This window comes from Bordetella muralis (genome assembly GCF_965139205.1).
Classification (GTDB): domain Bacteria; phylum Pseudomonadota; class Gammaproteobacteria; order Burkholderiales; family Burkholderiaceae_B; genus Bordetella_A; species Bordetella_A muralis.
In genome coordinates this window covers 6,674-32,636 of record NZ_CBCSIU010000010.1, presented here as the reverse complement: position 1 = coordinate 32,636, position 25,963 = coordinate 6,674, and the positions used below count along the sequence as shown (strand labels likewise).

At 59.0% G+C, this 25,963-nt stretch carries 21 protein-coding genes, 1 tRNA gene and 1 pseudogene; 4 read left to right on the top strand and 19 right to left on the bottom strand.

The window, feature by feature from the left end; genetic code table 11:
- Nucleotides 1-5: 5 nt before the first annotated feature.
- From rplC to ACNA0I_RS15450, 8 genes and pseudogenes are all read right to left on the bottom strand, one after another.
- On the bottom strand, nucleotides 6-695 hold the full coding sequence (rplC, locus tag ACNA0I_RS15485; protein ID WP_415806903.1) for a 50S ribosomal protein L3: 690 nt from the start codon (nucleotides 693-695) through the stop codon (nucleotides 6-8).
- Between the two features lie 385 nt (nucleotides 696-1,080).
- Nucleotides 1,081-1,392 carry a 30S ribosomal protein S10 gene (rpsJ, locus tag ACNA0I_RS15480; protein ID WP_012251770.1) on the bottom strand — a complete coding sequence of 104 codons (312 nt, stop codon included), beginning with the start codon at nucleotides 1,390-1,392 and terminating at the stop codon, nucleotides 1,081-1,083.
- A 68-nt stretch (nucleotides 1,393-1,460) separates the two neighbouring features.
- A pseudogene (gene tuf, locus ACNA0I_RS15475) lies at nucleotides 1,461-2,545 on the bottom strand (elongation factor Tu); the annotation flags it as partial.
- Between the two features lies 1 nt (nucleotide 2,546).
- On the bottom strand, nucleotides 2,547-2,651 hold a 105-nt coding region (locus tag ACNA0I_RS15470), incomplete at its 3' end, for a GTP-binding protein (RefSeq protein WP_032127001.1).
- An 83-nt stretch (nucleotides 2,652-2,734) separates the two neighbouring features.
- A complete protein-coding gene (gene fusA / locus ACNA0I_RS15465; RefSeq protein WP_415806902.1) occupies nucleotides 2,735-4,837 on the bottom strand; it encodes an elongation factor G in 2,103 nt (700 codons plus the stop codon).
- An 18-nt stretch (nucleotides 4,838-4,855) separates the two neighbouring features.
- The gene (rpsG, locus tag ACNA0I_RS15460) at nucleotides 4,856-5,326 is read right to left on the bottom strand and encodes a 30S ribosomal protein S7 (RefSeq protein ID WP_050450091.1); all 471 of its coding nucleotides are present in this window, start codon (nucleotides 5,324-5,326) and stop codon (nucleotides 4,856-4,858) included.
- A gap of 180 nt (nucleotides 5,327-5,506) precedes the next feature.
- The gene (rpsL, locus tag ACNA0I_RS15455; RefSeq protein WP_005017264.1) at nucleotides 5,507-5,884 is read right to left on the bottom strand and encodes a 30S ribosomal protein S12; all 378 of its coding nucleotides are present in this window, start codon (nucleotides 5,882-5,884) and stop codon (nucleotides 5,507-5,509) included.
- A 420-nt stretch (nucleotides 5,885-6,304) separates the two neighbouring features.
- On the bottom strand, nucleotides 6,305-7,030 hold the full coding sequence (locus ACNA0I_RS15450; RefSeq protein WP_415806901.1) for a response regulator transcription factor: 726 nt from the start codon (nucleotides 7,028-7,030) through the stop codon (nucleotides 6,305-6,307).
- Nucleotides 7,031-7,304: 274 nt separating this feature from the next.
- Between ACNA0I_RS15450 and ACNA0I_RS15445 the strand changes: the two genes are divergently transcribed.
- The 3 genes from ACNA0I_RS15445 (at nucleotide 7,305) to ACNA0I_RS15435 (ending at nucleotide 11,656) form a co-directional block, all read left to right on the top strand.
- Entirely contained in the window at nucleotides 7,305-8,021 is a 717-nt protein-coding gene (locus tag ACNA0I_RS15445) for a response regulator transcription factor (RefSeq protein WP_415806900.1), read from the top strand.
- Between the two features lie 73 nt (nucleotides 8,022-8,094).
- Nucleotides 8,095-9,189: a FecR family protein gene (locus tag ACNA0I_RS15440; protein ID WP_415806899.1), complete on the top strand. Its 1,095-nt coding sequence runs from the start codon at nucleotides 8,095-8,097 to the stop codon at nucleotides 9,187-9,189.
- A 22-nt stretch (nucleotides 9,190-9,211) separates the two neighbouring features.
- Nucleotides 9,212-11,656: a CHASE2 domain-containing protein gene (locus ACNA0I_RS15435; RefSeq protein WP_415806898.1), complete on the top strand. Its 2,445-nt coding sequence runs from the start codon at nucleotides 9,212-9,214 to the stop codon at nucleotides 11,654-11,656.
- Here the strand turns inward: ACNA0I_RS15435 and ACNA0I_RS15430 are convergent.
- A complete protein-coding gene (locus tag ACNA0I_RS15430; protein ID WP_415806897.1) occupies nucleotides 11,637-12,890 on the bottom strand; it encodes a serine/threonine-protein kinase in 1,254 nt (417 codons plus the stop codon). The two genes, ACNA0I_RS15435 and ACNA0I_RS15430, sit on opposite strands and share 20 nt — an antisense overlap.
- A 263-nt stretch (nucleotides 12,891-13,153) precedes the next feature.
- Here ACNA0I_RS15430 and ACNA0I_RS15425 point away from each other — a divergent pair, with 263 nt between their 5' ends.
- The gene (locus ACNA0I_RS15425; protein ID WP_415806896.1) at nucleotides 13,154-13,549 is read left to right on the top strand and encodes a TssQ family T6SS-associated lipoprotein; all 396 of its coding nucleotides are present in this window, start codon (nucleotides 13,154-13,156) and stop codon (nucleotides 13,547-13,549) included.
- A gap of 107 nt (nucleotides 13,550-13,656) precedes the next feature.
- On the opposite strand, the gene rpoC is transcribed toward ACNA0I_RS15425, so the two are convergent.
- The 10 genes from rpoC to ACNA0I_RS15375 form a co-directional block, all read right to left on the bottom strand.
- The gene (rpoC, locus tag ACNA0I_RS15420; RefSeq protein ID WP_415806895.1) at nucleotides 13,657-17,916 is read right to left on the bottom strand and encodes a DNA-directed RNA polymerase subunit beta'; all 4,260 of its coding nucleotides are present in this window, start codon (nucleotides 17,914-17,916) and stop codon (nucleotides 13,657-13,659) included.
- Nucleotides 17,916-22,028 (bottom strand): DNA-directed RNA polymerase subunit beta, encoded by a 4,113-nt coding sequence (rpoB, locus tag ACNA0I_RS15415; RefSeq protein ID WP_415806893.1) that lies wholly within the window; start codon nucleotides 22,026-22,028, stop codon nucleotides 17,916-17,918. Before rpoB ends, rpoC begins: the two co-directional genes overlap by 1 nt.
- 165 nt (nucleotides 22,029-22,193) lie before the next feature.
- A complete protein-coding gene (rplL, locus tag ACNA0I_RS15410) occupies nucleotides 22,194-22,574 on the bottom strand; it encodes a 50S ribosomal protein L7/L12 (protein ID WP_094823944.1) in 381 nt (126 codons plus the stop codon).
- 76 nt (nucleotides 22,575-22,650) lie between these two features.
- On the bottom strand, nucleotides 22,651-23,175 hold the full coding sequence (rplJ, locus tag ACNA0I_RS15405) for a 50S ribosomal protein L10 (protein WP_415806892.1): 525 nt from the start codon (nucleotides 23,173-23,175) through the stop codon (nucleotides 22,651-22,653).
- A 252-nt stretch (nucleotides 23,176-23,427) separates the two neighbouring features.
- On the bottom strand, nucleotides 23,428-24,123 hold the full coding sequence (gene rplA / locus ACNA0I_RS15400) for a 50S ribosomal protein L1 (RefSeq protein WP_415806891.1): 696 nt from the start codon (nucleotides 24,121-24,123) through the stop codon (nucleotides 23,428-23,430).
- A gap of 2 nt (nucleotides 24,124-24,125) precedes the next feature.
- Nucleotides 24,126-24,557 (bottom strand): 50S ribosomal protein L11, encoded by a 432-nt coding sequence (rplK, locus tag ACNA0I_RS15395; protein WP_415806890.1) that lies wholly within the window; start codon nucleotides 24,555-24,557, stop codon nucleotides 24,126-24,128.
- Nucleotides 24,558-24,620: 63 nt separating this feature from the next.
- On the bottom strand, nucleotides 24,621-25,154 hold the full coding sequence (gene nusG, locus ACNA0I_RS15390; RefSeq protein ID WP_006389586.1) for a transcription termination/antitermination protein NusG: 534 nt from the start codon (nucleotides 25,152-25,154) through the stop codon (nucleotides 24,621-24,623).
- A gap of 9 nt (nucleotides 25,155-25,163) precedes the next feature.
- Complete coding sequence (gene secE, locus ACNA0I_RS15385) at nucleotides 25,164-25,544, bottom strand: preprotein translocase subunit SecE (RefSeq protein ID WP_094823948.1); 381 nt, start codon at nucleotides 25,542-25,544, stop codon at nucleotides 25,164-25,166.
- A gap of 112 nt (nucleotides 25,545-25,656) precedes the next feature.
- Nucleotides 25,657-25,732, bottom strand: a tRNA-Trp gene (locus ACNA0I_RS15380).
- 116 nt (nucleotides 25,733-25,848) lie between these two features.
- Nucleotides 25,849-25,959, bottom strand: coding sequence for an EF-Tu C-terminal domain-related protein (locus tag ACNA0I_RS15375; RefSeq protein WP_415807031.1), 111 nt, complete (start codon nucleotides 25,957-25,959; stop codon nucleotides 25,849-25,851).
- Nucleotides 25,960-25,963 lie beyond the last annotated feature (4 nt).

Here is a 25,963-nt window from a genome sequence, read left to right as displayed (position 1 = left end):
GTTGCTTACGCCCCCTTCTTGGCCGGCGCCTTGATGGCCGGACGCACGACGACATCGCCGCCAGCGTGACCGGGGACAGCGCCCTTGACCAACAGCAGACCGCGTTCGGCGTCAACACGCACGACGTCGAGGTTTTGAACGGTACGGGTAACATCACCCAAGTGACCAGACATGCGCTTACCCGGGAAAATACGGCCCGGATCTTGTGCCTGACCGATCGAGCCCGGAACACGGTGCGAACGGGAGTTACCGTGCGACGCGCGCTGCGAACCGAAGTGGTGGCGCTTGATCGTACCGGCGAAACCCTTACCGATGGTGGTACCCGTGACATCGACTTGCTGGCCGGCTTCGAAAACCGATTCAACAGCGATGACGGCGCCCGGCGTGAACTCGGCCAGACGGGCCGGATCCAGACGGAACTCTTTCAGGATGCTGCCGGCTTCGGTGCCAGCTTTGGCGTAGTGACCAGTTTGAGGCTGGGCAACACGCGAGGCACGACGGGTGCCATAAGCCACTTGGACTGCGGCGTAGCCGTCAGCTTCCAGAGACTTGATCTGGGTCACACGGTTGTTCGACACGTCCAGCACAGTCACCGGGATGGATTCACCTTCCTCGGTAAAAATGCGGGTCATGCCGACCTTGCGACCCACCAGACCCAGCCGATGCGCGGCGGGCGTGGGCGTCGAATTCGACATTGTTTTCTCCATTCCCGACTGCGATTGGTCGGGGCTAATCAGGCGAAAGGTAAAGGCTTTCACCCTACAGGGCCAAGTAACCAAAACCGCTTGCTTTACTACTGCGCTATTGCTACTGCACTAGCATGCGGCCAGGGTTGCTGTTGCCACAAAATGGCAAGCTTGGCATATTAGCATGATTTTTCCTGACAGCACAAGTAGTTAGGCGTAGACCGCTGTGCAGTGAGGAGGCCGGCTGCCGCGTATATGCAACACAAAATTTGCCGGATACACCTCAGCCGGCGGGCGACGCCCAAAAGAAAAAAGCCACACTCCCGGGGAATGTGGCCATTTTCAATGCCAGGCAGTTGACAGACCTGGCAGAGGCCCGATCGGGCCAGACAGCTTATTGCAGTGCGATTTCCACGTCGACACCAGCCGGCAGATCCAGGCGCATCAAAGCGTCCACGGTCTTGTCGGTGGGATCCACGATGTCCATCAAGCGCTGATGAGTACGGATTTCGAACTGATCGCGCGACGACTTGTTCACGTGAGGCGAACGCAGCACATCGTAACGACGGATACGCGTGGGCAGGGGCACCGGACCACGAACCACGGCGCCAGTGCGCTTGGCGGTGTCGACGATCTCGGCGGCAGACTGATCGATCAGCTTGTAATCAAAGGCTTTCAAGCGGATGCGGATCTTCTGGTTTTTCATGGTGTTTCCTAAAGAACGAAAAGCGAAGGCAGTTCAGAGGATACTGCCTTCGCTGGTGGGGGGTCGCCTTAGGCGATGATCTTGGCGACGACGCCGGCGCCGACGGTACGGCCGCCTTCACGGATAGCGAAGCGCAGACCTTCTTCCATGGCGATCGGAGCCAGCAGCTTGACGGTCATCGACACGTTGTCGCCCGGCAACACCATTTCCTTGTCCTTGGGCAGGTCGATCGAGCCGGTCACGTCCGTCGTACGGAAGTAGAACTGCGGACGATAGCCGTTGAAGAACGGCGTGTGACGGCCACCTTCTTCCTTGGACAGAATGTACACCTCGGCGGTGAACTCGGTGTGCGGCGTGATCGAACCCGGCTTGGCCAGCACTTGGCCACGCTCGACGTCTTCACGCTTGGTGCCGCGCAACAGAATACCCACGTTGTCGCCCGCTTGACCTTGGTCCAGCAGCTTGCGGAACATTTCCACGCCCGTGCACGTCGTCTTGACCGTCGGCTTGATACCCACGATTTCGATTTCTTCGCCGACCTTGACGATACCGCGCTCAACGCGGCCCGTCACCACCGTGCCACGACCCGAGATCGAGAACACGTCTTCCACAGGCATCAGGAACGCACCGTCAACCGCACGCTCAGGCGTCGGGATGTACGTGTCCAGCGCATCGGCCAGCGCCAAAATCGCTTGCTCGCCCAACTCGCCCTTGTCGCCTTCGAGCGCCAACTTGGCCGAACCCTTGATGATCGGGGTGTCGTCGCCGGGGAAGTCGTACTTCGACAGCAACTCGCGAACTTCCATTTCCACCAGCTCGAGCAACTCGGCGTCATCAACCATGTCGGCCTTGTTCAGGAACACGATGATGTACGGCACGCCAACCTGGCGGCTCAGCAGAATGTGCTCACGCGTCTGCGGCATCGGGCCGTCTGCGGCCGAGCACACCAGGATCGCGCCGTCCATCTGCGCAGCACCCGTAATCATGTTCTTGACGTAGTCCGCGTGACCCGGGCAGTCAACGTGCGCATAGTGACGGTTCTGCGTCTCGTATTCCACGTGTGCCGTGTTGATCGTGATACCACGCGCCTTCTCTTCCGGCGCTGCATCGATCTGGTCGTAGCCGCGGGCTTCGCCCCCGAACTTCGTCGACANCACGGTCGTGATCGCCGCCGTCAACGTCGTTTTGCCGTGGTCAACGTGACCAATCGTACCCACGTTCACGTGCGGCTTGGTACGTTCAAACTTGCCTTTTGCCATGATCTCTATCCTTTGACTTTCAAGGAAACTGGGATGATTGCCGCGCCTCGTGAGATAGTCGAGACGCGGCGACGGTATTTACTTTACTTTGCCCGAGCGGCGATGACTTCGTCAGCGACGTTCTTGGGAGCTTCGGAGTAATGCTTGAATTCCATGGTGTACGTGGCACGGCCTTGCGTCAACGAACGCAAGTTCGTGGCGTAACCGAACATCTCGGCCAGAGGAACCTCTGCCTTGATGGTCTTGCCACCGCCAACCATGTCGTCCATGCCTTGGACCATGCCGCGACGCGAGGACAGATCGCCCATCACGGTACCGGCGTAGTCTTCCGGGGTCTCGACTTCAACAGCCATCATGGGCTCGAGCAGCACGGGGCTGGCCTTGCGCATGCCGTCCTTGAAGGCCATCGAACCGGCCATCTTGAACGCGTTTTCGTTCGAGTCAACGTCGTGGTACGAACCGAAGAACAGCGTGACCTTGACGTCCACCACCGGATAACCGGCCAGGATGCCCGAAGGCAGCGTTTCCTGGATGCCCTTGTCAACCGCAGGGATGTATTCGCGAGGAACCACACCGCCCTTGATGGCGTCGACGAATTCGTAGCCACCACCCGGCTCGAGGGGTTCGAGCTTGAGCACCACGTGACCGTACTGACCACGACCGCCCGACTGCTTGACGAACTTGCCTTCGACTTCGTCGCAGGTCTTGCGGATGGTTTCGCGGTAGGCCACCTGGGGTTTGCCCACGTTGGCTTCCACGCCGAACTCACGCTTCATGCGGTCGACCAGAATTTCCAGGTGCAATTCGCCCATACCGGAAATAATGGTCTGGCCGGATTCTTCGTCGCTGCGCACGCGGAACGACGGGTCTTCCTGGGCCAGGCGCGACAGGGCCAAGCCCATCTTTTCCTGGTCAGCCTTGGACTTGGGCTCAACAGCCTGCGAAATCACGGGCTCGGGGAACTCCATGCGCTCGAGCAGAATGTGGGAATCCACATCGCACAGCGTCTCGCCAGTGGTCACGTCTTTCAGACCCACCACAGCGGCGATGTCGCCAGCCAGAACTTCCTTGATTTCTTCGCGGTTGTTGGCGTGCATCTGCAGCAGACGGCCAACGCGCTCTTTCTTGCCCTTGATCGGGTTGTAAACGGTGTCGCCCGACTTCAGGACGCCCGAGTACACACGCACGAAGGTCAATTGACCCACGAACGGATCGCTCATCAGCTTGAATGCCAGCGCCGACAGCTTTTCGCCGTCGTCAGCCTTACGCGAAACAGCATTGCCTTCGTCATCCTGACCATCGACCGGCGGAATGTCGATCGGGGAAGGCAGGTAGTCGATAACAGCGTCCAACATACGTTGCACGCCCTTGTTCTTGAAGGCAGTGCCGCACAGCATGGGCTGGATTTCGCCAGCGATGGTGCGTTGGCGAATGGCGGTGTTGATTTCGGCTTCGTCGAGCGTGCCCGATTCGAGGTACTTGTTCATCAGTTCCTCGGTGGACTCGGCAGCGGCTTCGACCAGCTTTTCACGCCATTCGTTAGCAACGCCTTCGAGTTCAGCCGGAATGTCGACGTAGTCGAACTTCGTGCCTTGGCTGGCTTCGTCCCAAATGATGGCCTTCATCTTGACCAGGTCGATGACGCCCTTGAAGGTGTCTTCGGCACCGATTGGAATCACGATAGGTACAGGATTGGCACGCAGACGCGTCTTCAGTTGGTCGTAGACCTTGAAGAAGTTGGCACCGGTACGGTCCATCTTGTTGACGAAAGCCAGGCGGGGCACGCCGTACTTGTTGGCTTGACGCCACACGGTTTCAGACTGCGGCTGCACGCCACCCACGGCGCAGTACACCATGCAGGCACCGTCGAGCACGCGCATGGAACGTTCGACTTCAATGGTGAAGTCCACGTGTCCCGGGGTGTCGATGATGTTGATGCGGTGCTCGGGGTAGTTGCCGGCCATGCCGCGCCAAAACGCCGTCGTAGCAGCGGACGTGATGGTGATGCCACGCTCTTGTTCTTGCTCCATCCAGTCCATGGTGGCTGCGCCATCATGCACTTCGCCAATTTTGTGGTTGACGCCGGTATAGAACAGGATACGTTCAGTCGTGGTGGTTTTCCCTGCATCGATGTGCGCAGAGATACCAATGTTGCGATAGCGCTCGATCGGGGTTTTGCGGGCCATGGTGGGTTAGTCCTTAAATTACCAGCGGAAATGGCTGAAGGCCTTGTTGGCCTCGGCCATCTTGTGCGTGTCTTCGCGTTTCTTCATTGCGGCGCCGCGGCCTTCCGCAGCGTCGATCAATTCGCCAGCCAAGCGCAGATCCATCGATTTTTCGCCGCGCTTTTTGGCGGCCTCACGCAGCCAACGCATTGCCAAGGCCAGGCGGCGCACGGGGCGCACTTCAACCGGCACTTGGTAGTTGGCACCGCCCACGCGGCGGCTCTTGACTTCGACGATCGGCTTGATGTTGTTGATCGCCAGGCTGAAAACCTCGATCGGCTCTTTGCCGGTCTTGGTTTGGACTTGCTCGAGGGCACCATAGACGATGCGCTCGGCGACGGCCTTCTTGCCGTCCAGCATGACGACGTTCATGAACTTGGCGAGTTCGACGCTGCCGAACTTGGGATCGGGCAGAATCTCGCGTTTGGGTACTTCGCGACGACGGGGCATGTTGCTTCCTTGTGTCTGTTCAGTTGAACCGAGTCTTGTGACACGGCCATGGCCACCCAATAAGGCGGCCCCTTACGTGCCGCGCACCGTCCTGAATTAGAGGTTGGCGCGGTTGCACTGTTTCGGCGGCGCTTGCGCGCAACCGGGGGTACTGCTGAAACTGTGGTGAGTAAGGCTTGATTAGGCCTTTTTCGGGCGCTTGGCGCCGTACTTCGAGCGAGCCTGCTTACGGTCTTTGACGCCTTGCAGGTCGAGCGAACCACGAACGATGTGGTAACGCACACCCGGAAGATCCTTTACACGACCGCCACGCACCAGAACCACCGAGTGTTCCTGCAGGTTGTGGCCTTCACCGCCGATGTACGAGATAACCTCGTAGCCGTTGGTGAGGCGAACCTTTGCGACTTTACGCAAAGCGGAGTTCGGCTTCTTGGGGGTGGTGGTGTACACGCGAGTGCACACGCCGCGACGTTGCGGGCAGTTTTCGAGCGCGGGGCTCTTGCTCTTGATGATGCTGACTTCGCGCGGCTTGCGCACGAGCTGGCTAATGGTAGGCATGACCTTTGAAATCCCTTTTACGTACCACTGGTAAGTACTTGAAGTACTCGTGTCTCTGGCGGATCGCCCCAAGAGGGCCGGCACACCAGTGAGAGGCAGTTCACGCAAAACCGCCTCAAACGTTTCTTACGTAAAAGAGCGGGTCTTGCAGACAAAACGCACAAAGGCCACCAGTCGTGGAATTGGCAAACCTTTATACGCGAATAAAGCAGTAAGCCCGTCAGCATAACCCAGAAGACGGCCCATGTCAAAGACTCCTGTATATCGACATGGAGCCCAATGAAAGGAACGCTAATTTACCGAGTACCGTACGACGGATTGATGACAGCTCACGCTTGCAGAGGTTTTTATCGGCCGGTCGTCCGAAGCGCTCTGGGATAGACGCGGACGCAAGACAGCCAGCCGAGGACGGCGCTTTTTTTATTGATCGGCGAACAGATAGCCGCTGCCATAGACGGTACGAATCGGCAGAATGACCCCTGCCAGCTCGGCTTTGCGCCGTAAACGGCTGACGATGACGTCGATGCTGCGCGAACCGCCGACCCGAGGGGTGGTGCCGGCAGCGCCGTCGAGATGCTTGTTCAACTCGGCCCGTGCGACTGCCTGCCCCGTCGCCTCCAGCAAGGTGCGAACGATATGGCGCTCGTTGGCGGACAGCGAAATGGAGACGCCCGAAGGTGCCATCAACGTCCAGTTCTGGTCGCGCAGTTCCCAGCTTCCGGTGGGATGGTTCGTCGCGACCGGTTCGGCGGTGTTGTCCGTCGCCGCTTGGGTGCGGCCGGGCAGCCGGCGACCAAGCGCCATCAGAACGCCAACGAGCTCACGGATGTCAAACGGGGACACCAGACATGCATCTGCGCCACTTTGCAGGCAGCGCAAACGGTTTTCCACCTGGAGATTGGTGCCCAACGCCACAACCCCCAGCGTAGGGGAAGTGCGTAAACGCGACACCAGGGCGTAACCGATCTCATCGAGCTCGCCAATGTCCAGGACGGCGGCATCGTAACCCCCGGCTCCCAGTTGGCCGAATAACTCGAGAGGCGTAGCGCAGCCGTGGGCGGCGATACCCGCTTGTTGCATGGCCGCAACTGATTTCCCGCAGGCAATCGAGTCGGGCATCATGATTAGGACTTTCAACTGCTTCATAGTGAAATTTCCAGATCCACCCCGGAACTCCTGCCCCCGCAGCCGACCTGCACGTATTGATAAGAATGTCGACAGTGTGGCGCCTTATTGCGCAAAACCTTAGTCAAGATTCGTCAACTTTGCGGTACTTAACATTCACACTGCTCGGCATTAGAGCAATAGTGTATCCCGCGGTATCATTCACGCTGTACGTGGGTTTTCACGTACTCGGAGCGGCAACGCGCCCCGCCGTAGAATTTAATGCAGCCAAGGGCTCCCTCACCTCAAACTCACTATGCAGATTGCCTCGCTGGAAGACGACCTGGACCAGGCCCGGCATATTCAGCAGGTTCTTGTTTCTGCTGGGTATACCTGCCATAGCTATCAGAACGGCCGCGACTTGTTGGCCGCTCTGCGCAGCCAGTCCTTCGACCTTATCTTGCTCGATTGGCAAGTCCCGGACATTGCCGGCGACGAGGTCTTGAGACATATACGCGCCACATTGGGCATGCAGATCCCGGTGATTTTCGTCACCAGCCGCACCCTCGAACAGGATCTGGTCGAAGGCTTGCAAGCTGGCGCCGACGACTATGTGGTCAAACCGCTACGTCCCGCCGAATTGCTGGCGCGCGTAAGCGCGTTGTTACGACGCTCGCAGGCAGCCTTGCCCGTGCCAGGGCCTTTTTCCGTGGCTGACTATCGTATTGACCCGGCGACCCGGTCGATTTCGCTGCGCGATCAAACGGTAACCCTTGCCCCGAAGGAATTCGAATTGGCTCAGCTCTTCTTCCGGAATGTGGGCCGGCTATTGTCACGCGATGTGCTCGCCGAAAGCGTGTGGAACCGTGAAATTCCCGCCACATCCCGGACGTTGGATACCCATTTGTCGAACATACGGCAAAAATTGCGGCTTCACCCGGAAAATGGGGTCCGATTGGTATCGTCATATGCCTTGGGTTATCGCCTGGAATTGATTGACGGCAATACAACAGTGTCCCCGGCCACTATCTAAGTAAGTACAACGGGCCGGGTATGTTCCCGAAAATTGATAAGTATTGCCCGCTTTTCATCGGAGAGTTTTCCACATGATATGGCGCTTTATCCGCCTGCTTGCCACATGGAGCGCGCTCGCTGTCAGCCCATTGGTCATGGCCCAGCCTGCGGGTGCGCTTGGCGATGATTTTGTCTACCGCATCCGGTCCGGCGATACGTTGATTGACTTGGCCAATCTTTACACGCGCAATAGTGCAAACTGGACAATATTGCAAAGCCACAACGCGGTCGGCGATCCCCTGCGCCTGGTGATAGGTTCGGAGTTGCGGATTCCTTTTGCATTGATTCCCGAAATCCCGGCGCCCACCACTGCAATGCACGTTAGCGGCCAGGCACAGGTCGACGGCATTCCCCTGCGTACAGGAATGTCCCTCAACGAAGGCGCCACGGTAACAACGGCTTCCGATGGGTTTGTTACCTTGCAGCTATCGGATGGCACCAAAATCACGCTACCAAGGGGGAGCGCGACGCAATTGGAACGTCTGCGCCAATTCGAAGGGGCCGCGCTGACTGACTCGATCTTGCACGTGGAGCAAGGCGAAGTCGATTCACACGTTGCGCCGTCGGGCCAAGGGGTAGGAAGATTCGAGATCCGCACGCCCGTCGCAGTCATGGGCGTGCGAGGCACCCGTTTTCGAGTACAAACAGCAGGCCAAGGCGCTCGCAGTGAGGTCCTTGAAGGCAGCGTACGCGTGAAGACATCGTCTGCTTCGAGCCAGCCCGTCGCCCTGTCCTCTGGCTATGGTGCGGCCATTGGCGCCAATGGAGCCCTCAATGTCCAACCACTCTTGCCCGCTCCCCAGCTTGGCCCCCCACAACGGGCGGGCTCCGGCCTATGGACGGCGCCCTTTTCTCCCGTACCGGGAGCCGTCGCATATCTGGTGCAGGTGTCTCGTGACCCGGAAGGTCTGGAGCTAACGTCGTCAGAGCAATTTGATAGCGCCGATATCCGCTTTGCAGCGCGCCGCCCCGGGACTCACTACGTGGCCGTACGCGCGATCGACGCAGCCGGCTTGGGCGGACGCGACGCCTATCTGGCATTTGAGGGCGCCAACGCGCTCATGTCCGCCTCGGGCCAGCCGATCATGCTTGGCGACGGTGGTGTGGTCACACTGACCGACTATTGAACGTCTGAGCGCCGCTCGAACCATGCCGATCAATAGAATAGATATCCGGCTCGAGCGCTCATACTTACGCCTGTTGCTCGGCGTCTCATTGGTGGCGTTTACGGCTTTGCTGGGCTGGCTTAATGGACTGGGGCGCCTGGATCAGCTGATCTACGACCGCGCTATTTCGCTGATCAATCGCCCTGCTCCAACCGATGTATTGATCGTCACGATTGACGACAGCGCTATCAATACCTTGGGGCGCTGGCCTTGGCCGCGCTCCTTACATGCCATGTTGCTGGAGCGCCTGCAGACTGCGCGTGCGGTGGGCTTGGATATCGTTTTTTCCGAATCCAACGTCCAGCGCACAGAAGACGACCGACTGTTGGTCAATGCCGTCCAACGGCATGGGCGTGTTGTATTGCCGATTGTCCTGGATAACCTTGACCGTCCTACCCGCGCGGAGCTGCCTCTGGCCTCGCTTGCCCAGGCTGCCGCCGGCTTGGGCTATATCAATGTCGATCCCGACGACGATGGTGTCCTCAGGCGCACGACATGGGCACGCAACACCGGAAATCTGCCATGGCATCAATTTGCGCTGACCATGTTGGAGGTAGGTGGTGATGCCCCGCAGGTGCGCCGCTTCTTGCCGCAATTACCGCCTGACGCCACGACGTTGATTCCGTATGCAGGTCCGCCAGGACATTTTCAATCCGTCTCGTATCTGGCGGTCTTGCGCGGCCAGGTTCCACCAGAAGCGATAAAGGATAAGTACGTCATCGTCGGCGCGTGGGCGACAGGCTTGGGGGATGTCTTTCCTTCACCGGTATCGCACAACACCAGCGGCATACAGGGCGTAGAGGTCATCGCCAACCTGCTGCAAGCGGCCCGCGAAGGGTCCATATTGGTACCGGCTCAGACTTGGCAAACAGCCCTGGCCGGCGCTATTCCCGTATTACTGTTGTGCCTGGCACTGCCCAGGTTGTCGCCTCGTCAGGCAATCCTGTGCAGTGCCGCCCTGCTCGGCGCGATTCTGGTCAGCACAATCGCCATCCTGTTTTTGTGGAACATATGGATCCCGCCCACTGCAGCACTACTCGGCGTCGCCCTCAGCTATCCGATATGGAGCTGGCGCAGCCAGGAAGCCGCACTGCGCTATATGAGCCGGGAAATGAAGCGGCTGCGCGTCGAGTACCCACCTGTACTCGACGAAACGACTCATTCCTTCGAGCACCGTATCGGACGTTCGCTGGATCATCACGTCCATGAGCTCGACCGCACGCTGACTCATGTACGTAACTTGCGCCGTTTTGTCGAGGATGGCCTGGACGGCATGCCCGACGCGACGATGGTGATCGACAAAAAAGGCCGGCTGCAATACAAGAACCGTCCCGCCGATGTGTATTTTGTACAACTCGGGATCCGGCTGCCCCGTATCGGACAGACTATCGCGCCAGCCCTCGAGCAGGCGTTTATCGCCCCTGCAACGCGCCAAACCGTACGCCAGGCACTGCTGCCTCCCGCCGACAACGATCAAGCGACTGACGGAACAAAAGACACCGAAACCGCGGCGGCTCGTACCAGCGTCGAAGTCCGCGATCGCGCAGAACATGATCTATTGATCCGCTGCGCGCCCATCCGCACGGCGCAAGGCGCTTATGCCGGTATGGTTGTCACGCTGAGCGACATCAGTACTGTGCGCCAGGCCGAACGTCAACGTGAGGAAACCCTGCGATTTATTTCTCACGATATGCGGGCCCCTCAAAACTCCATCCTGGCGCTCGTGGAGCTCGCGACAAAACCGCAGCAGACTGCGTCCGGGGCTGCCGATTCCCGCGTTGAGCAGACAGGACAACGCCCAGCCCCCCTGGTGCACGATGGCCAGCAAGGCGCGACAGATCACCCGCCTGCCCAAACGCTAACTCGTATTGCGCATCTGGCCAATCGTACCCTAAGGCTGGTGGACGACTTCATTCAGCTCAATCGTGCTGAATCCATGAGCATCGCCCGCGATCGGCTGGATCTTGTGGCCATGCTGCACGAGATCTCCGATGATTTCTGGGCCGCTGCACAAGCCCGCGCCATGACCCTGGACGTGCACTCATCTGTGCCTGTTGCCCTGGCGTATGGCGACTCGACACTTATCCTGCGCGCGCTCAGCAACCTGATCGACAACGCTCTCAAATATAGCGCCGACAACAGCACGATCCATGTGCGTCTTTCGCCCGATGCGGACACGTGGGCCATTGACATTCAGGACACCGGCCCTGGCATCGCGGTCGAGGATCAGGCACGCTTGTTTGAACCTTTTTTCCGCACGAAAACGGTACAAGACTCCACCACCGAAGGCTCGGGACTCGGCTTGGCTTTTGTGCACGCAGTCGCACAGCGCCATGGCGGCAGTGTTACGTTGAAAAGTGAGCTTGGCGTTGGCTCACGATTTACGTTCCGTTTGCCGGTAGGAACCGTCAGCGAAACAGATGCGTAATCACCGCAGGTTTGCCGGCGGTCACGACGAGTGTCGTGTTGTAGGGCGGCTGTGCGCTGTTGCGTATCGTCACCGCGTATTTACCCGGGCGCAACATGACGGTTTTTAACGGCGGGGTGACGCCGCGTGATACCCCATCAATCACGATCTCTCCCCATGGCCGTACATTAATGCTCACCCGCACGGGAGCCGGTGCCCTGCGCTCGGGTTTTACCGTAGCCGCTACTGGCGCAGTCGGAGTGACGGATGCCGTCGCGGTGGTATTGGGCTCATCGCCCTTATCCCCACTGGACGGTACCAGGAACCTTGGCGTCAAGTCAGGCGCTCGCGCTATCTGCAAACGAGATTCGGCAGACACGCGCTCGCCGCTCTCCATCGACTGCGATCGAGGCGCCGATGTCGGTTGTGTGGCAGACGAGGCGGTTTTTGCATCCGAACCACTTACCGCCAGTTCTGAATGCGTGATGACGGGCTCCGGCCCGCCGGACAAACGTCCCCACCAATACACAGCCACGCCCAGCGTGGCGATACCCAGCAGCACCGCCTGGATCACGGCCCGCAACGACGGTCCACGCGCAGGCCCACTATTACCGGCGTGGACAGACGATGGCAGCGGTGCAACCGTTTCTGCCGCGGGTTCGAATGGTTGCACCAATCTGGGCAAGGCCAGGAGTTCGGCGTAGGCCTGCATGGTCTGCGGCCGATCTGCCGGATTGATCGCCAGCCCGGCATCGATGGCTCGCAGAAAAGTGTCTGAGTACTTGCTGATTCCCAGCGTCTGCAATGGCTGATGTGTGTCCGCAACGCGGCGTTCGGCCGCTGGAGGCGGCTGTTGGCCTGCCACCAGAGAATAAGCGACGGCGCTCAACGCATAGACGTCTGTCCAGGGGCCTCGCGGCCAATCGGCGGATTCGGTATACAGCTCAAACGGGGCATAACCTGGCGTCAGCGTTCGAGGTCTCGACGAAGGTCCGTTCTCTGCCGAGAGGGCCATTAAATGCGCCCGGCCCGACTCGTCCAATCCGACCGAATGAACAGAAATGTCTCCGCAGATTCGGCCGGCCCGGTGCAATGCCTCGAGTTCAGGAATCAGTTCGGCAATAATGCGTTGAATACGTCCTTGGGGAACCCCGCCCGCAATCGTGGCGGCGATCGCGCTCAGCGGTCGATGTGCAAGTGGCGCGGCGCCGGCAAAGGGCCCGCGCGGTGTCGAAAAACCCGCAGAGGAAAGCATGGAAGCACTAAACGAGAAAGACGATCCTGTATAACAACATGTCGTTGCCCCTGTACTTGCCTGCCTATGATACGCGGCAAGCCGAGGGTGTTACGTTTTATAACGCCAATTATCAGTTAAAAGCACTTTTTGTGCATGACAGCACCCGCTATTAACGCATACAGCGGATATTATCCGAGCATCCTCCCGGTAGCGTTTCATAATCGATACGCCCGGAACAGGATGTGACGTTCCTTTTTACACCGGCATAGGCTTAATCGTTCATGAAGACTCGTGCTTTCTTGCCCATTTCGCTTTGCATCCTGGCCCTTCTTGGCGGTTGTGCCGGGATGGGGAAACTCAGCGAAGGCCCTCCTTCGCAGGCCGCACAGGATGCGTTAACGCAGGTTCAACAACAGTACTCCGCAGGCCAATACGGCACCGTCATCCGTACCGTAGCGACTTCCGACGATATTGCGACGGCGCCTAAATCGCTACGCATTGAGGCCTACAAATTGCAGGCTTTCAGTTATTGCGTACGCAATTATGCCCAACTTTGCGAAGAAACTTTCGTACGAATTTTGCAAATAGATTCAGATTTCACGCTGGCTCCCAATGAAGCCGGTCATCCGCAGTGGGGCCCCGTCTTTACGTCCGCCCAAGCCCGGTTCAATAAGTAATGTGACCGCGTAAAAGCAAAAACGGCCGCTGATTATTCAGCGGCCGTTTTTGCTTGAGCGCCGGCAGGTATTTAACCTGTCGACGCTCGTTGGCACCAAATTCGCCGTTAGACGGCAGAATTCTCGTCACCAGCACCTGACTGCGGTGCATCGGAAGCATCGCCCGACGCGCCCACCTCAGCGGCAACCGGCGCATCCTCGAAGGGATTCGCCTGCTGCCGTGCGGCTTCGCGCTCGGCGGCTTCGAGAGCTTCCTTGTCCTTGCGGGCAATGTGGTACGCCAGACCCGTACCTGCGGGGATCAGACGGCCAACAATGACGTTTTCCTTCAGACCACGCAGATCGTCGCGCTTGCCCATGATGGCGGCTTCGGTCAGGACACGCGTGGTTTCCTGGAACGATGCAGCCGAAATGAACGAATCCGTCGACAGCGAGGCCTTGGTGATACCCAACAGCACGTTGTCATACGTGGCTGGACGCTTGTCTTCGGCGGTGACGCGATCGTTCTCGTTCAACAACTCGGAACGCTCGACTTGCTCGCCCGGGATGAACTCGGTGTCGCCGGCATCGACGATGTTCACACGGCGCAGCATCTGACGAACAATCACTTCGATGTGCTTGTCGTTGATCTTCACGCCCTGCAGACGGTAAACGTCCTGCACTTCGTCGACGATGTAGGTCGCGAGCTTTTCGATACCCTGCAGACGCAGGATGTCGTGCGGATCGGCCGGGCCGTCAACAATCATTTCGCCCTTGTTCACCACCTGACCGTCGTGCACCAGCACCTGTTTTTCCTTGGGAATCAGGAACTCGTGGCTGACGCCTTCCAGGTCGGTAATGACCAGACGCTGCTTGCCCTTGGTGTCTTTACCGAACGACACGGTACCCGTGACGTCGGCCAACATACCGGCATCCTTGGGTGAACGGGCTTCGAAGAGCTCGGCCACACGCGGCAGACCGCCGGTAATGTCGCGAGTCTTTTGCGATTCCTGAGGAATACGCGCCAGCACTTCACCCACGGCAACCTGCTGCCCGTCACGCACGGTGATCAGCGCACCCACCGGGAACGAAATGTTCACCGAGTGATCGGTACCCGCGATCTTGACGTCTTCGCCATTGTCGTTGACCAGTTTGATCTGCGGACGCATGACGACTTTGCCGCCGCGCGTCCTGGGCGTGATCACAACCAGCGTGGACAGACCAGTGATTTCGTCGACCTGCTTGGCAACGGTAACGCCTTCTTCGATGTTCTCGAAGCGCACGGCGCCGCCGTACTCGGACACGATCGGGCGCGTCAGCGGATCCCACGTCGCCAGACGGGTACCTGCCTTGACGGCTTCGCCATCACCAACTAATACGGTTGCACCGTACGGGATCTTGTGACGTTCGCGCTCGCGGCCGTTGTCGTCGTAAATCGCCAATTCGCCCGAACGCGAGATCGCCACACGCTCGCCCTTGGCGTTGGTGACGTAACGCATGGTGCTGGCAAAACCGACTTTACCGTTGGACTTGGTTTCGACGGCGCTGGCCAGGGCCGAACGCGATGCCGCACCACCGATGTGGAACGTACGCATCGTGAGCTGCGTGCCCGGTTCACCGATGGACTGAGCAGCGATAACACCCACTGCCTCACCCACGTTGACGTGCGAACCACGGCCCAGATCGCGGCCATAGCAGTGCGCGCACAGACCATGACGCGTTTCGCAGGTCAGCGGCGTGCGGACCTTGACTTCGTCCACACCGATACGATCGATCAGATCGACCAGATCTTCGTCCAACAGCGTGCCTGCGGTGATCGCGGTTTCCTGCGTGTCAGGATTGACCACGTCAATCGCGGCAACACGGCCCAGGATACGATCGCGCAGCGGTTCGATGACTTCACCGCCCTCGACCAACGCCTTCATGGAGTAGCCTTGGCTGGTGCCGCAATCGTCTTCGGTGATCACCAAGTCTTGCGTCACGTCGACCAGACGGCGAGTCAGGTAACCCGAGTTTGCCGTCTTCAGTGCGGTATCGGCCAAGCCTTTACGTGCACCGTGAGTCGAGATGAAGTACTGCAGAACGTTCAGACCTTCGCGGAAGTTCGCAGTAATCGGCGTTTCGATAATCGAACCGTCCGGCTTGGCCATCAGGCCGCGCATCCCTGCCAACTGACGAATCTGGGCTGCGGAACCACGAGCGCCCGAGTCGGCCATCATGTAGATCGAGTTGAAGGATTCCTGGCGGACTTCTTCGCCGTGACGGTTGGTCACGGGCTCGGTCGCCAGTTGCTCCATCATCGCCTTGCCGACCTTGTCGCTGGCCTTGCCCCAGATGTCCACAACGTTGTTGTAGCGCTCTTGAGACGTCACCAGACCCGACGAGTACTGCTTGTCGATTTCTTTGACTTCGCGGCTGGCTTCGGCCAGGATGCCTTCCTTGGCTTTCGGGATCAGCATGTCGCCCATGGCGATGGAAATACCACCACGCGTGGCCAGGCGGAAACCCGATTGCATCAGCTTATCGGCAAAGATCACCGTGTCGCGCAAACCGCAACGGCGGAACGACTGGTTGATCAGGCGCGAGATTTCTTTCTTCTTCAGTGCCTTGTTCAGCACCGTGAAGGGCAGGCCCTTGGGCAGGATTTCCGACAGCAGCGCACGGCCGACCGTCGTTTCGTGACGGCGCAGAACCGGTTGGAATTGACCTTGGTCATCGCGCTCGTGCTCGACCAGACGCACAGTGATGCGCGTCTGCAGCTCGACTTCGCCGTTATCGTAGGCACGCTGGACTTCGGCCACGTCGGTAAAGAAGATGCCTTCGCCCTTGCCGTTGATACGCTCGCGAGTCGTGTAATACAGACCCAACACGATATCCTGCGACGGCACGATTGACGGTTCGCCGTTGGCCGGGAACAGCACGTTGTTCGATGCCAGCATCAGCGTACGGGCTTCGAGCTGGGCTTCCAGCGACAGCGGCACGTGAACAGCCATCTGGTCACCGTCGAAGTCGGCGTTGAATGCCGCGCAAACCAACGGGTGCAGCTGGATGGCCTTGCCTTCGATCAGCACCGGCTCGAACGCCTGGATACCCAAACGGTGCAGCGTGGGCGCACGGTTGAGCATCACCGGGTGTTCGCGAATGACTTCTTCGAGGATGTCCCACACCACGGGCTCTTGGCTTTCGACCAATTTCTTGGCAGCCTTGATGGTCGTGGCCAGACCCATCATCTCCAGACGATTGAAGATAAAGGGTTTGAACAGTTCCAACGCCATCAGCTTGGGCAGACCGCACTGATGCAGCTTGAGCTGCGGACCCACCACGATGACCGAACGGCCCGAGTAGTCGACGCGCTTGCCCAACAGGTTTTGACGGAAACGACCGCTCTTACCCTTGATCATGTCGGCCAGCGACTTCAGCTGGCGCTTGTTGGCGCCAGTCATGGCCTTGCCGCGGCGACCGTTATCGAGCAGCGAGTCGACGGCCTCTTGCAGCATGCGCTTTTCGTTGCGCAGGATGATTTCGGGAGCCTTCAGCTCGAGCAGACGCTTCAGACGGTTGTTGCGGTTGATGACGCGGCGGTACAGATCGTTCAGATCCGAGGTCGCGAAACGGCCGCCGTCCAGCGGCACCAGCGGGCGCAGATCCGGCGGCAGCACCGGCAAGACTTCCATGACCATCCATTCGGCTTTGATGCCGGACTTCTGGAAGCCCTCGAGGACTTTCAGACGCTTGGAGATCTTTTTGATCTTGGCTTCGGAGCTGGTGGCCTTCAGTTCGCCGCGCAGTGTTTCGACTTCGCGATCGATATCGATGGTGCGCAGCAATTCGCGCACGGCTTCGGCACCCATCAGGGCGCTGAAGTCGTCACCGTATTCTTCGGTCTTTGCCAGGAAGTCATCGTCCGACATGATCTGGCCGCGCTTGAGCGGCGTCATGCCAGGTTCAATCACGCACCAGGCTTCGAAATACAGCACGCGCTCGATGTCGCGCAGCGTCATGTCGAGCACCATACCCAGGCGCGACGGCAGGCTCTTCAGGAACCAGATGTGCGCGACCGGGCTGGCCAGCTCGATGTGGCCCATGCGCTCACGGCGCACCTTGGCTACGGTGACTTCGACGCCGCACTTTTCGCAGATGACGCCGCGATGCTTCAGACGCTTGTACTTGCCGCACAAGCATTCGTAGTCTTTGATCGGGCCAAAGATCTTGGAGCAGAACAGGCCATCGCGTTCGGGCTTGAACGTACGATAGTTGATCGTTTCGGGCTTACGGACTTCACCGTAAGACCACGAACGGATTTTCTCGGGCGACGCGATGCCGATCTTGATGGCATCAAACTGCTCGTCTTGCGAGACTTGCTTGAATAGGTCGAGTAGCGCTTTCATTAGTTACGCTCCAAATCCATGTCCAGGGCCAACGAGCGGATTTCCTTGACCAGCACGTTGAACGATTCCGGCATACCGGCATCGATGACGTGATCGCCCTTGACGATGTTTTCGTATACCTTGGTGCGGCCCGTGATGTCGTCGGACTTCACCGTCAGCATTTCTTGCAGGGTGTAGGCGGCGCCGTATGCTTCCAGCGCCCACACTTCCATTTCCCCGAAACGCTGGCCACCGAACTGCGCCTTACCACCCAGCGGCTGCTGAGTCACCAGCGAGTACGGGCCGGTCGAACGCGCGTGCATCTTGTCGTCGACCAAGTGGTGCAGCTTCAGGTAGTGCATGTAGCCCACAGTCACCGGACGCTCGAATTGCTCGCCGGTACGGCCGTCGAACAGCCATGCCTGAGTGCGCGAATCCGTCAGCTTCATGCGTTTGGCAACCTCATCGGGGTACGCCAATTCCAGCATCGTGGTGATTTCTTCCTCGGTGGCGCCGTCAAACACCGGCGTCGCGAACGGCACGCCGTTCTTGAGGTTGCGCGCCAACTCCATGACTTCGTCATCGGTCAGGGTGTCGAGGTGTGCGCTGGTACCAGTGGTGTTGTACACCTTGTCCAGGTATTCACGCACGTTCTGCACCTGCGCCGTACGCTCATCACGCAGCATGTCGGCGATGCGATGACCCACGCCCTTGGCAGCCCAGCCCAAGTGAACCTCGAGCACCTGCCCGACGTTCATCCGGGACGGCACGCCCAGCGGGTTCAGCACGATGTCGGCAGGCGTACCGTCGGCCATGTGCGGCATGTCTTCGACCGGGGTAATACGCGAGACCACACCCTTGTTGCCGTGACGGCCGGCCATCTTGTCGCCAGGCTGCAAACGACGCTTGACAGCCAGGTAGACCTTGATCATCTTGAGCACGCCCGGGGGCAGCTCGTCGCCTTGCGTGAGTTTCTTGCGCTTTTCTTCGAAAGCCAGATCGAATTGATGGCGCTTTTGCTCGAGCGATTCTTTGGCCTGCTCCAGCACGACAGCGTGAGGCTCATCGGCCAAACGGATGTCGAACCACTGCCAGCGGTCCAGATCAGCCAAGTATTCCTTGGTGATGCTGGCGCCCTTGGCGAGCTTGCGCGGACCGCCGTTGACGGTCTTGCCGACCAACAGCTTTTCGATACGATCGAACTGATCGTTTTCAACGATGCGCAGCTGGTCATTCAGGTCTTGGCGATAACGGCGCAGTTCATCGTCGATGATGGACTGAGCACGCTTGTCGCGCACGATGCCTTCACGCGTAAACACCTGGACGTCGATCACCGTGCCGACCATGCCCGAGGGCACGCGCAGCGAGGTGTCTTTCACGTCGGACGCTTTTTCACCGAAGATGGCGCGCAGCAGTTTTTCTTCCGGCGTCAGTTGGGTCTCGCCCTTAGGCGTGACTTTACCGACCAGCACGTCATCGGCAGTGACTTCGGCACCGATGTAAACGATGCCGGAATCATCCAGGCGATTCAGCTGGGTTTCGGCCAGGTTGCTGATGTCGCGGGTGATTTCCTCAGGTCCGAGCTTGGTGTCACGCGCAACAACCGTCAGTTCCTCGATGTGGACCGAGGTGTAGCGGTCATCAGCCACAACCTTTTCGGAGATCAAGATCGAGTCTTCGAAGTTGTAGCCGTTCCAGGGCATGAACGCGATCAGCATGTTCTGACCCAGAGCCAATTCGCCCAGGTCGGTCGATGCGCCATCGGCCAGCACGTCACCCTTGGCGACCTTGTCGCCGCGAGCCACGATGGGACGCTGGTTGATGTTGGTGTTCTGGTTGGAACGGGTGTACTTGATCAGGTTGTAGATGTCGACACCGACTTCGCCAACGACGTTTTCGTCGTCGTTGACACGAATCACGACACGCTCGGCGTCAACGTGGTCGACCACGCCGCCACGCAAGGCCTGCACGGTCGTGCCCGAGTCGACAGCCACCGTACGCTCGATCCCGGTACCCACCACGGGTTTCTCGGGACGCAAGCAAGGCACGGCCTGACGTTGCATGTTGGCGCCCATCAGTGCACGGTTGGCGTCATCGTGCTCCAGGAACGGAATCAGCGATGCAGCGACCGACACGATCTGCGACGGCGCAACGTCCATGTAGTGCACGTTGGCGGGAGCCGTCAACATGGTTTCGCCGGCTTCGCGGCAAGCCACCAGGTCATCGATGAAGCGGCCTTCGTCATCCAGCGCGGCGTTAGCCTGCGCGATCACGTAGTTGCTTTCTTCGATGGCGGACAGGTAGTCGATCTGGTCGCTGACCTTGCCGTCGATGATCTTGCGGTAAGGCGTTTCCAGGAAACCGTACTCGTTCAGACGAGCGTACAGCGCCATGGAGTTGATCAGACCGATGTTCGGGCCTTCCGGCGTTTCGATCGGGCACACGCGGCCATAGTGCGTGGGGTGCACGTCACGGACTTCGAAGCCCGCGCGCTCGCGCGTCAGACCGCCCGGGCCCAGAGCGGAAACACGACGCTTGTGCGTGATTTCCGACAGCGGGTTGGTCTGGTCCATGAACTGCGACAACTGGCTCGAACCGAAGAACTCCTTGATGGCAGCCGAGATCGGCTTGGAGTTGATCAGGTCGTGCGGCATCAGGTTTTCGGTCTCGGCCTGGCCCAGACGTTCCTTGACGGCACGCTCGACACGCACCAGACCGGCGCGGAATTGGTTTTCGGCCAATTCGCCGACGCAACGCACACGGCGGTTGCCCAAGTGATCGATGTCATCGATCTGGCCACGGCCGTTACGCAGCTCGACCAACACCTTGATGGTTTCAAGAATGTCTTCGTTGGTCAGCGTCATCGGACCGGTGATGTCCTCGCCACGGCCCAGACGGCTGTTGACCTTCATACGGCCAACGCGCGACAGATCGTAGGTTTCTTCGCTGTAGAACAAACGCTGGAACAGAGCCTCGACGGCGTCCTCGGTGGGAGGTTCGCCAGGACGCATCATGCGGTAGATAGCCACACGCGCGGCCATCTGGTCCGCGGTTTCGTCGGTACGCAGCGTTTGCGAGATGTACGGACCACGATCCAGGTCGTTGGTGTACAGCGCCTGGAAATCCAGAACATTGGCCGCACGCAGTGCGCTCAGCACGCTTTCGGTGATCTCGTCGTTGGCATGTGCCACGACCTCGCCGGTATCAGCGTCGACGATGTTCTTGGCCAGCACGCGGCCATACAGGAATTCTTCAGGCACGGAAATGCGCTGGATGCCGGCGGCAGCCATGTCGCGCAAATGCTTGGCGTTGATGCGCTTGTCTTTTTCGACGATCACGGTGCCGTCACGGCTCGTGATGTCGAAGCGCGCCATTTCGCCTTTCCAACGCTCGGGCACGAACTCAATCATGCCGCCTTCGCTCTTCAACTCGAAATTGTCGAAGTCGAAGAAGTGCGCCAGGATCGATTCCGGCGTCATGCCGATGGCCTTGAGCAAAATCGTCACGGGCATCTTGCGACGACGGTCGACACGGAAGAACAGGACGTCCTTCGGATCGAATTCGAAGTCCAGCCACGAACCGCGGTAAGGAATCACGCGGGCCGAGAACAGCAACTTGCCGGAGCTGTGCGTTTTGCCGCGATCATGTTCGAAGAACACGCCGGGCGAACGGTGCAGCTGCGAAACGATGACACGCTCGGTGCCGTTGATGACGAAAGAACCCGTGCCCGTCATGAGCGGAATTTCGCCCATGTAGACTTCTTGTTCCTTGACTTCTTTGATGGTTGGTTTGCTGACTTCGCGATCCAGCAGCACCAGGCGCACCTTGGCACGCAACGGTGAAGCGTAGGTCAGACCGCGCTGTTGGCATTCCTTGACGTCGAACACCGGCTCGCCAAGCACGTAGCTGACGAATTCCAAGCGCGCCATTCCGTTATGGCTGACAATCGGGAAAATCGACGAAAACGCCGCCTGCAGACCGTCGCTGTCGCGCTCGGATGGAACGGTGTCCGCCTGCAGGAAAGTTAGGTAGGATTGAAGCTGAGTCGCCAGCAGAAAAGGAACGTTTTGAACGTCTTCACGCTTAGCGAAGCTTTTGCGGATGCGCTTTTTTTCGGTGTACGAGTAAGGCATGAGCACTCCGACTCGAGGGGTTGCATGGGCCGTCAACCACGGCCCCAGGTGATACGACTCCAGAAAACCCCTCTGTAAAGGGCACCCTGCCAGCAGGGGTTTCCTGGAAACGCAAAAGCCCGGGGACGGCAAACTGCGCTGTCCCCGGGCAGTTGACGCAAGGTCTTACTTGACTTCGACCTTGGCGCCAGCTTCTTCCAGCTTCTTCTTGGCGGCTTCGGCGTCAGCCTTGGCGATGCCTTCCTTGACGGGCTTCGGAGCGCCGTCGACCAGGTCTTTGGCTTCCTTCAGACCCAGGCCGGTCAATTCACGGACGGCCTTGATGACGCTCACCTTGTTGGCGCCGGCTTCAGCCAGCACAACGGTGAATTCGGTTTGCTCTTCAGCAGCGGCAGCAGCGCCACCAGCAGCGGGAGCAGCCACAGCCACAGCGGCGGCAGCAGCCGACACGCCAAACTTCTCTTCCATTTCCTTGATCAGCTCGGACAATTCGAGCACGGTCATGCCAGCGATGGCGTCAAGGATTTCAGCTTTGTTAAGTGCCATTTTTCAGAACTCCAAAATTGGATAAATGCCAGGTTGGTTGTCGCTCGGTCGTTCAGCGAATTCCGTAAGGGGAGGCTTACGCCGCCGCCTTTTGATCGCGCACAGCGGCGAGGCCACGGGCGAACTTGGTCGGAACTTCGTTGAGCGTACGCACGAATTGCGCGATCGGGGCTTGCATGGTGCCCAGCAGTTTCGAGAGCAACTCTTCGCGCGAAGGCATGGTGGCCAAAGCCTTCACGCCGTCTTGGTTCAGCAAGTTGTTGGGCAATGCGCCCGCCTTGATGACCAGCTTGTCGTTGCTTTTCGCGAAACCAGCGAGGACCTTGGCCGCCGATACCGGATCTTCGCTGATACCATAGATCAGCGGACCGGTCAGCTGTTCGGACAACGGCTCGAAAGCCGTGCCGGAAACAGCACGACGGGCCAGCGTGTTTTTCAGAACACGCAGGTAAACGCCCGATTCACGCGCAGTTTTGCGCAGTACGGTGACAGAGGCGACGTCCAGACCACGATACTCGGCGATAACAATCGATTGGGCCTTGGCAACAGCGGCCGAGACTTCCTCGATTACTACCGCTTTCTCTTGACGATTGAGACTCACGGTTTGAACACTCCATCAAAAGACGCCTGGGGCCTTATGGCCTTACGCGTCAACCGAATGCGGCGCCTGGTTGAGTTCTTCGGGTAAAGAAATCTTCCTGGGGACGCCGTCTACGCTGGATCCAGACTCGTTAGCTCTGGGATTAAGCAGGACATCGACGGTACAGCTGCCGTGTCCTGCTCCAGCGGTCTTTGACAGCAGCATCCAGCAAAATTGCCGGATGCGGCCCAAAGTACGTTATGCCAGCAGCGATTAGGCTGCGAGCGAAGCTACTTCCACGCGAGCACCGCCGCCCATGGTGGACGAAACGGCGAGCTTGCGCAGGTAAATACCCTTGGCGGCAGCGGGGCGAGCCTTTTGCAGGGCGTCGACCAGAGCAGCCAAGTTGGATTGCAACTGTTCCACGCCGAACGAGGCGCGGCCGATGGTGGCGTGAATGATGCCAGCCTTGTCGGTACGGTACTGAACCTGACCGGCCTTGGCGTTTTTCACGGCGGTGGCGACGTCAGGCGTCACGGTGCCGACCTTGGGGTTGGGCATCAAGCCACGGGGACCCAGGACTTGGCCCAGGGCACCCACGACACGCATCGTGTCGGGCGAAGCGATGACCACGTCAAAATCGATCTGGCCACCTTTGATGCGCTCGGCCAGGTCGTCCAGGCCCACGATGTCAGCGCCAGCAGCGCGGGCGGCTTCGGCCTTGTCGCCTTGGGCGAACACGGCGACGCGCACGGACTTGCCGGTGCCAGCGGGCAATACCACCGAACCACGTACCAATTGGTCCGATTTCTTGGGGTCGATACCCAATTGAACAGCCACGTCGATGGACTCATCGAACTTGGCGGTAGCGGTTTCCTTGACCAGGGTCAGGGCTTCGCTGACGGGATACAGCTTGGTGCGATCGATCTTTTGAGCGATAGCAGCGGCGCGTTTGGACAGTTTTGCCATGATTAGACCCCTTCAACCGTGATGCCCATGCTGCGGGCGCTACCAGCGATCGTGCGAACGGCGGCTTCCAGGTCGGCCGCGGTCAGATCGGGTTCCTTGGTCTTGGCGATTTCTTCAGCCTGGGCGCGCGTCAGCGTACCGACCTTGTCGGTATGGGGCTTGGACGAGCCCTTTTGAACGCCAGCAGCCTTCTTGATGAGGACCGTCGCAGGCGGGGTCTTCATGATGAAGGTGAAGCTCTTGTCGGCGAAAGCGGTGATCACCACCGGAATCGGCAGACCGGGCTCCATGCCTTGGGTCTTGGCGTTGAACGCCTTGCAGAATTCCATGATGTTCAGGCCACGCTGACCCAGAGCCGGGCCAATCGGGGGGGAGGGGTTAGCCTTACCAGCTGGGACTTGCAGCTTGATAAAGCCGACGATCTTCTTCGCCATGCTTTGCTCCTTACGGGTTCAAACGCCTGCCACCATTGGCGGCGGGCTCCCCGGGGTTAAAAATCAGGTCTTTTCGACCTGGCTGAAATCGAGTTCGACAGGCGTCGCGCGACCAAAAATGGTGACGGACACACGGACTTTGCTCTTTTCGTAGTTGACTTCTTCGACGTTGCCGTTGAAGTCCGCAAACGGACCTTCTTTCACGCGAACCATCTCGCCAACCTCGAACAGAATCTTGGGGCGGGGTTTCTCGACGCCCTCTTCCATCTGGGAGAGGATCTTTTCGACTTCTTTTTCAGAAATCGGCGTGGGACGATTGCCCGAGCCACCCAAAAATCCGGTGACGCGGTTGGTGTTTTTCACCAAGTGCCAGGTTTCGTCGGTGAGGTCCATCTCGACCAGGACATAGCCCGGGAAAATGCGACGCTCGGTGATCGATTTCTGACCACCTTTGACTTCGACGACTTCTTCCGAAGGCACCAAAATACGGCCAAACGACGTCTGCAAGCCCGCGCGCTCAATGCGCTCGTTCAAGGCTTTGTGGACGCTTTTTTCCATGCCTGAATACACATGGACGACATACCAGCGCTTACTCATTTGGCGTCCTTATTTCCAGCCCAGCAACAGGCCGTAGAGTATCCATTCGATGCCCTTGTCGAGCACCCACATCAACAATCCCATCACCGCGACAAAGGCAAACACGATGCCTGTCATCTGGGTGGTTTCCTTGCGCGAAGGCCACGTAACCCGTTTGGCTTCGTTGAAGGACTCGCTGGCGAAACTGAGGGTGCGGCGACCAGGCTCACTGAACCAGGCGATCACAGCGGCGATCACCAATCCCCCGACAAATACGCCGATACGGGCGACCATAGGCTGTGCACTCAGCACCGAGAAGCCCACGATGCCAGCAATGATAACGAGAACAGCCAACCCAAGCTTGATGCGGTCGGCGGTACTGGTTACGGTTTCTACGCTGGTATTAGACATTTTGCGACGCGAGCCGGCCGTAATGCGCGACTGGCGGTGATCTCCCGGCGAATTTAAGAGCGAGCGGGGTTGAAACAAACAGGGCCAAGTTGGTCACGAATGACTGCAAACGTGGCAGGGGCAGTAGGAATCGAACCTACAACCTTCGGTTTTGGAGACCGACGCTCTGCCAATTGAGCTATACCCCTAGACTCTTGCGAGTGATGCATGGCAACTTGCGGAACCATACATAGTACTACTTTTTTGACAAACATGGGAAGCGGGCCCAAAAGGGCCAGCTTCCCGGTACTGAATACTGCAGACCTTAGGCGATGATCTTGGCGACGACGCCGGCGCCGACGGTACGGCCGCCTTCACGGATAGCGAAGCGCAGACCTTCTTCCATGGCGATCGGAGCCAGCAGCTTGACGGTCATCGAC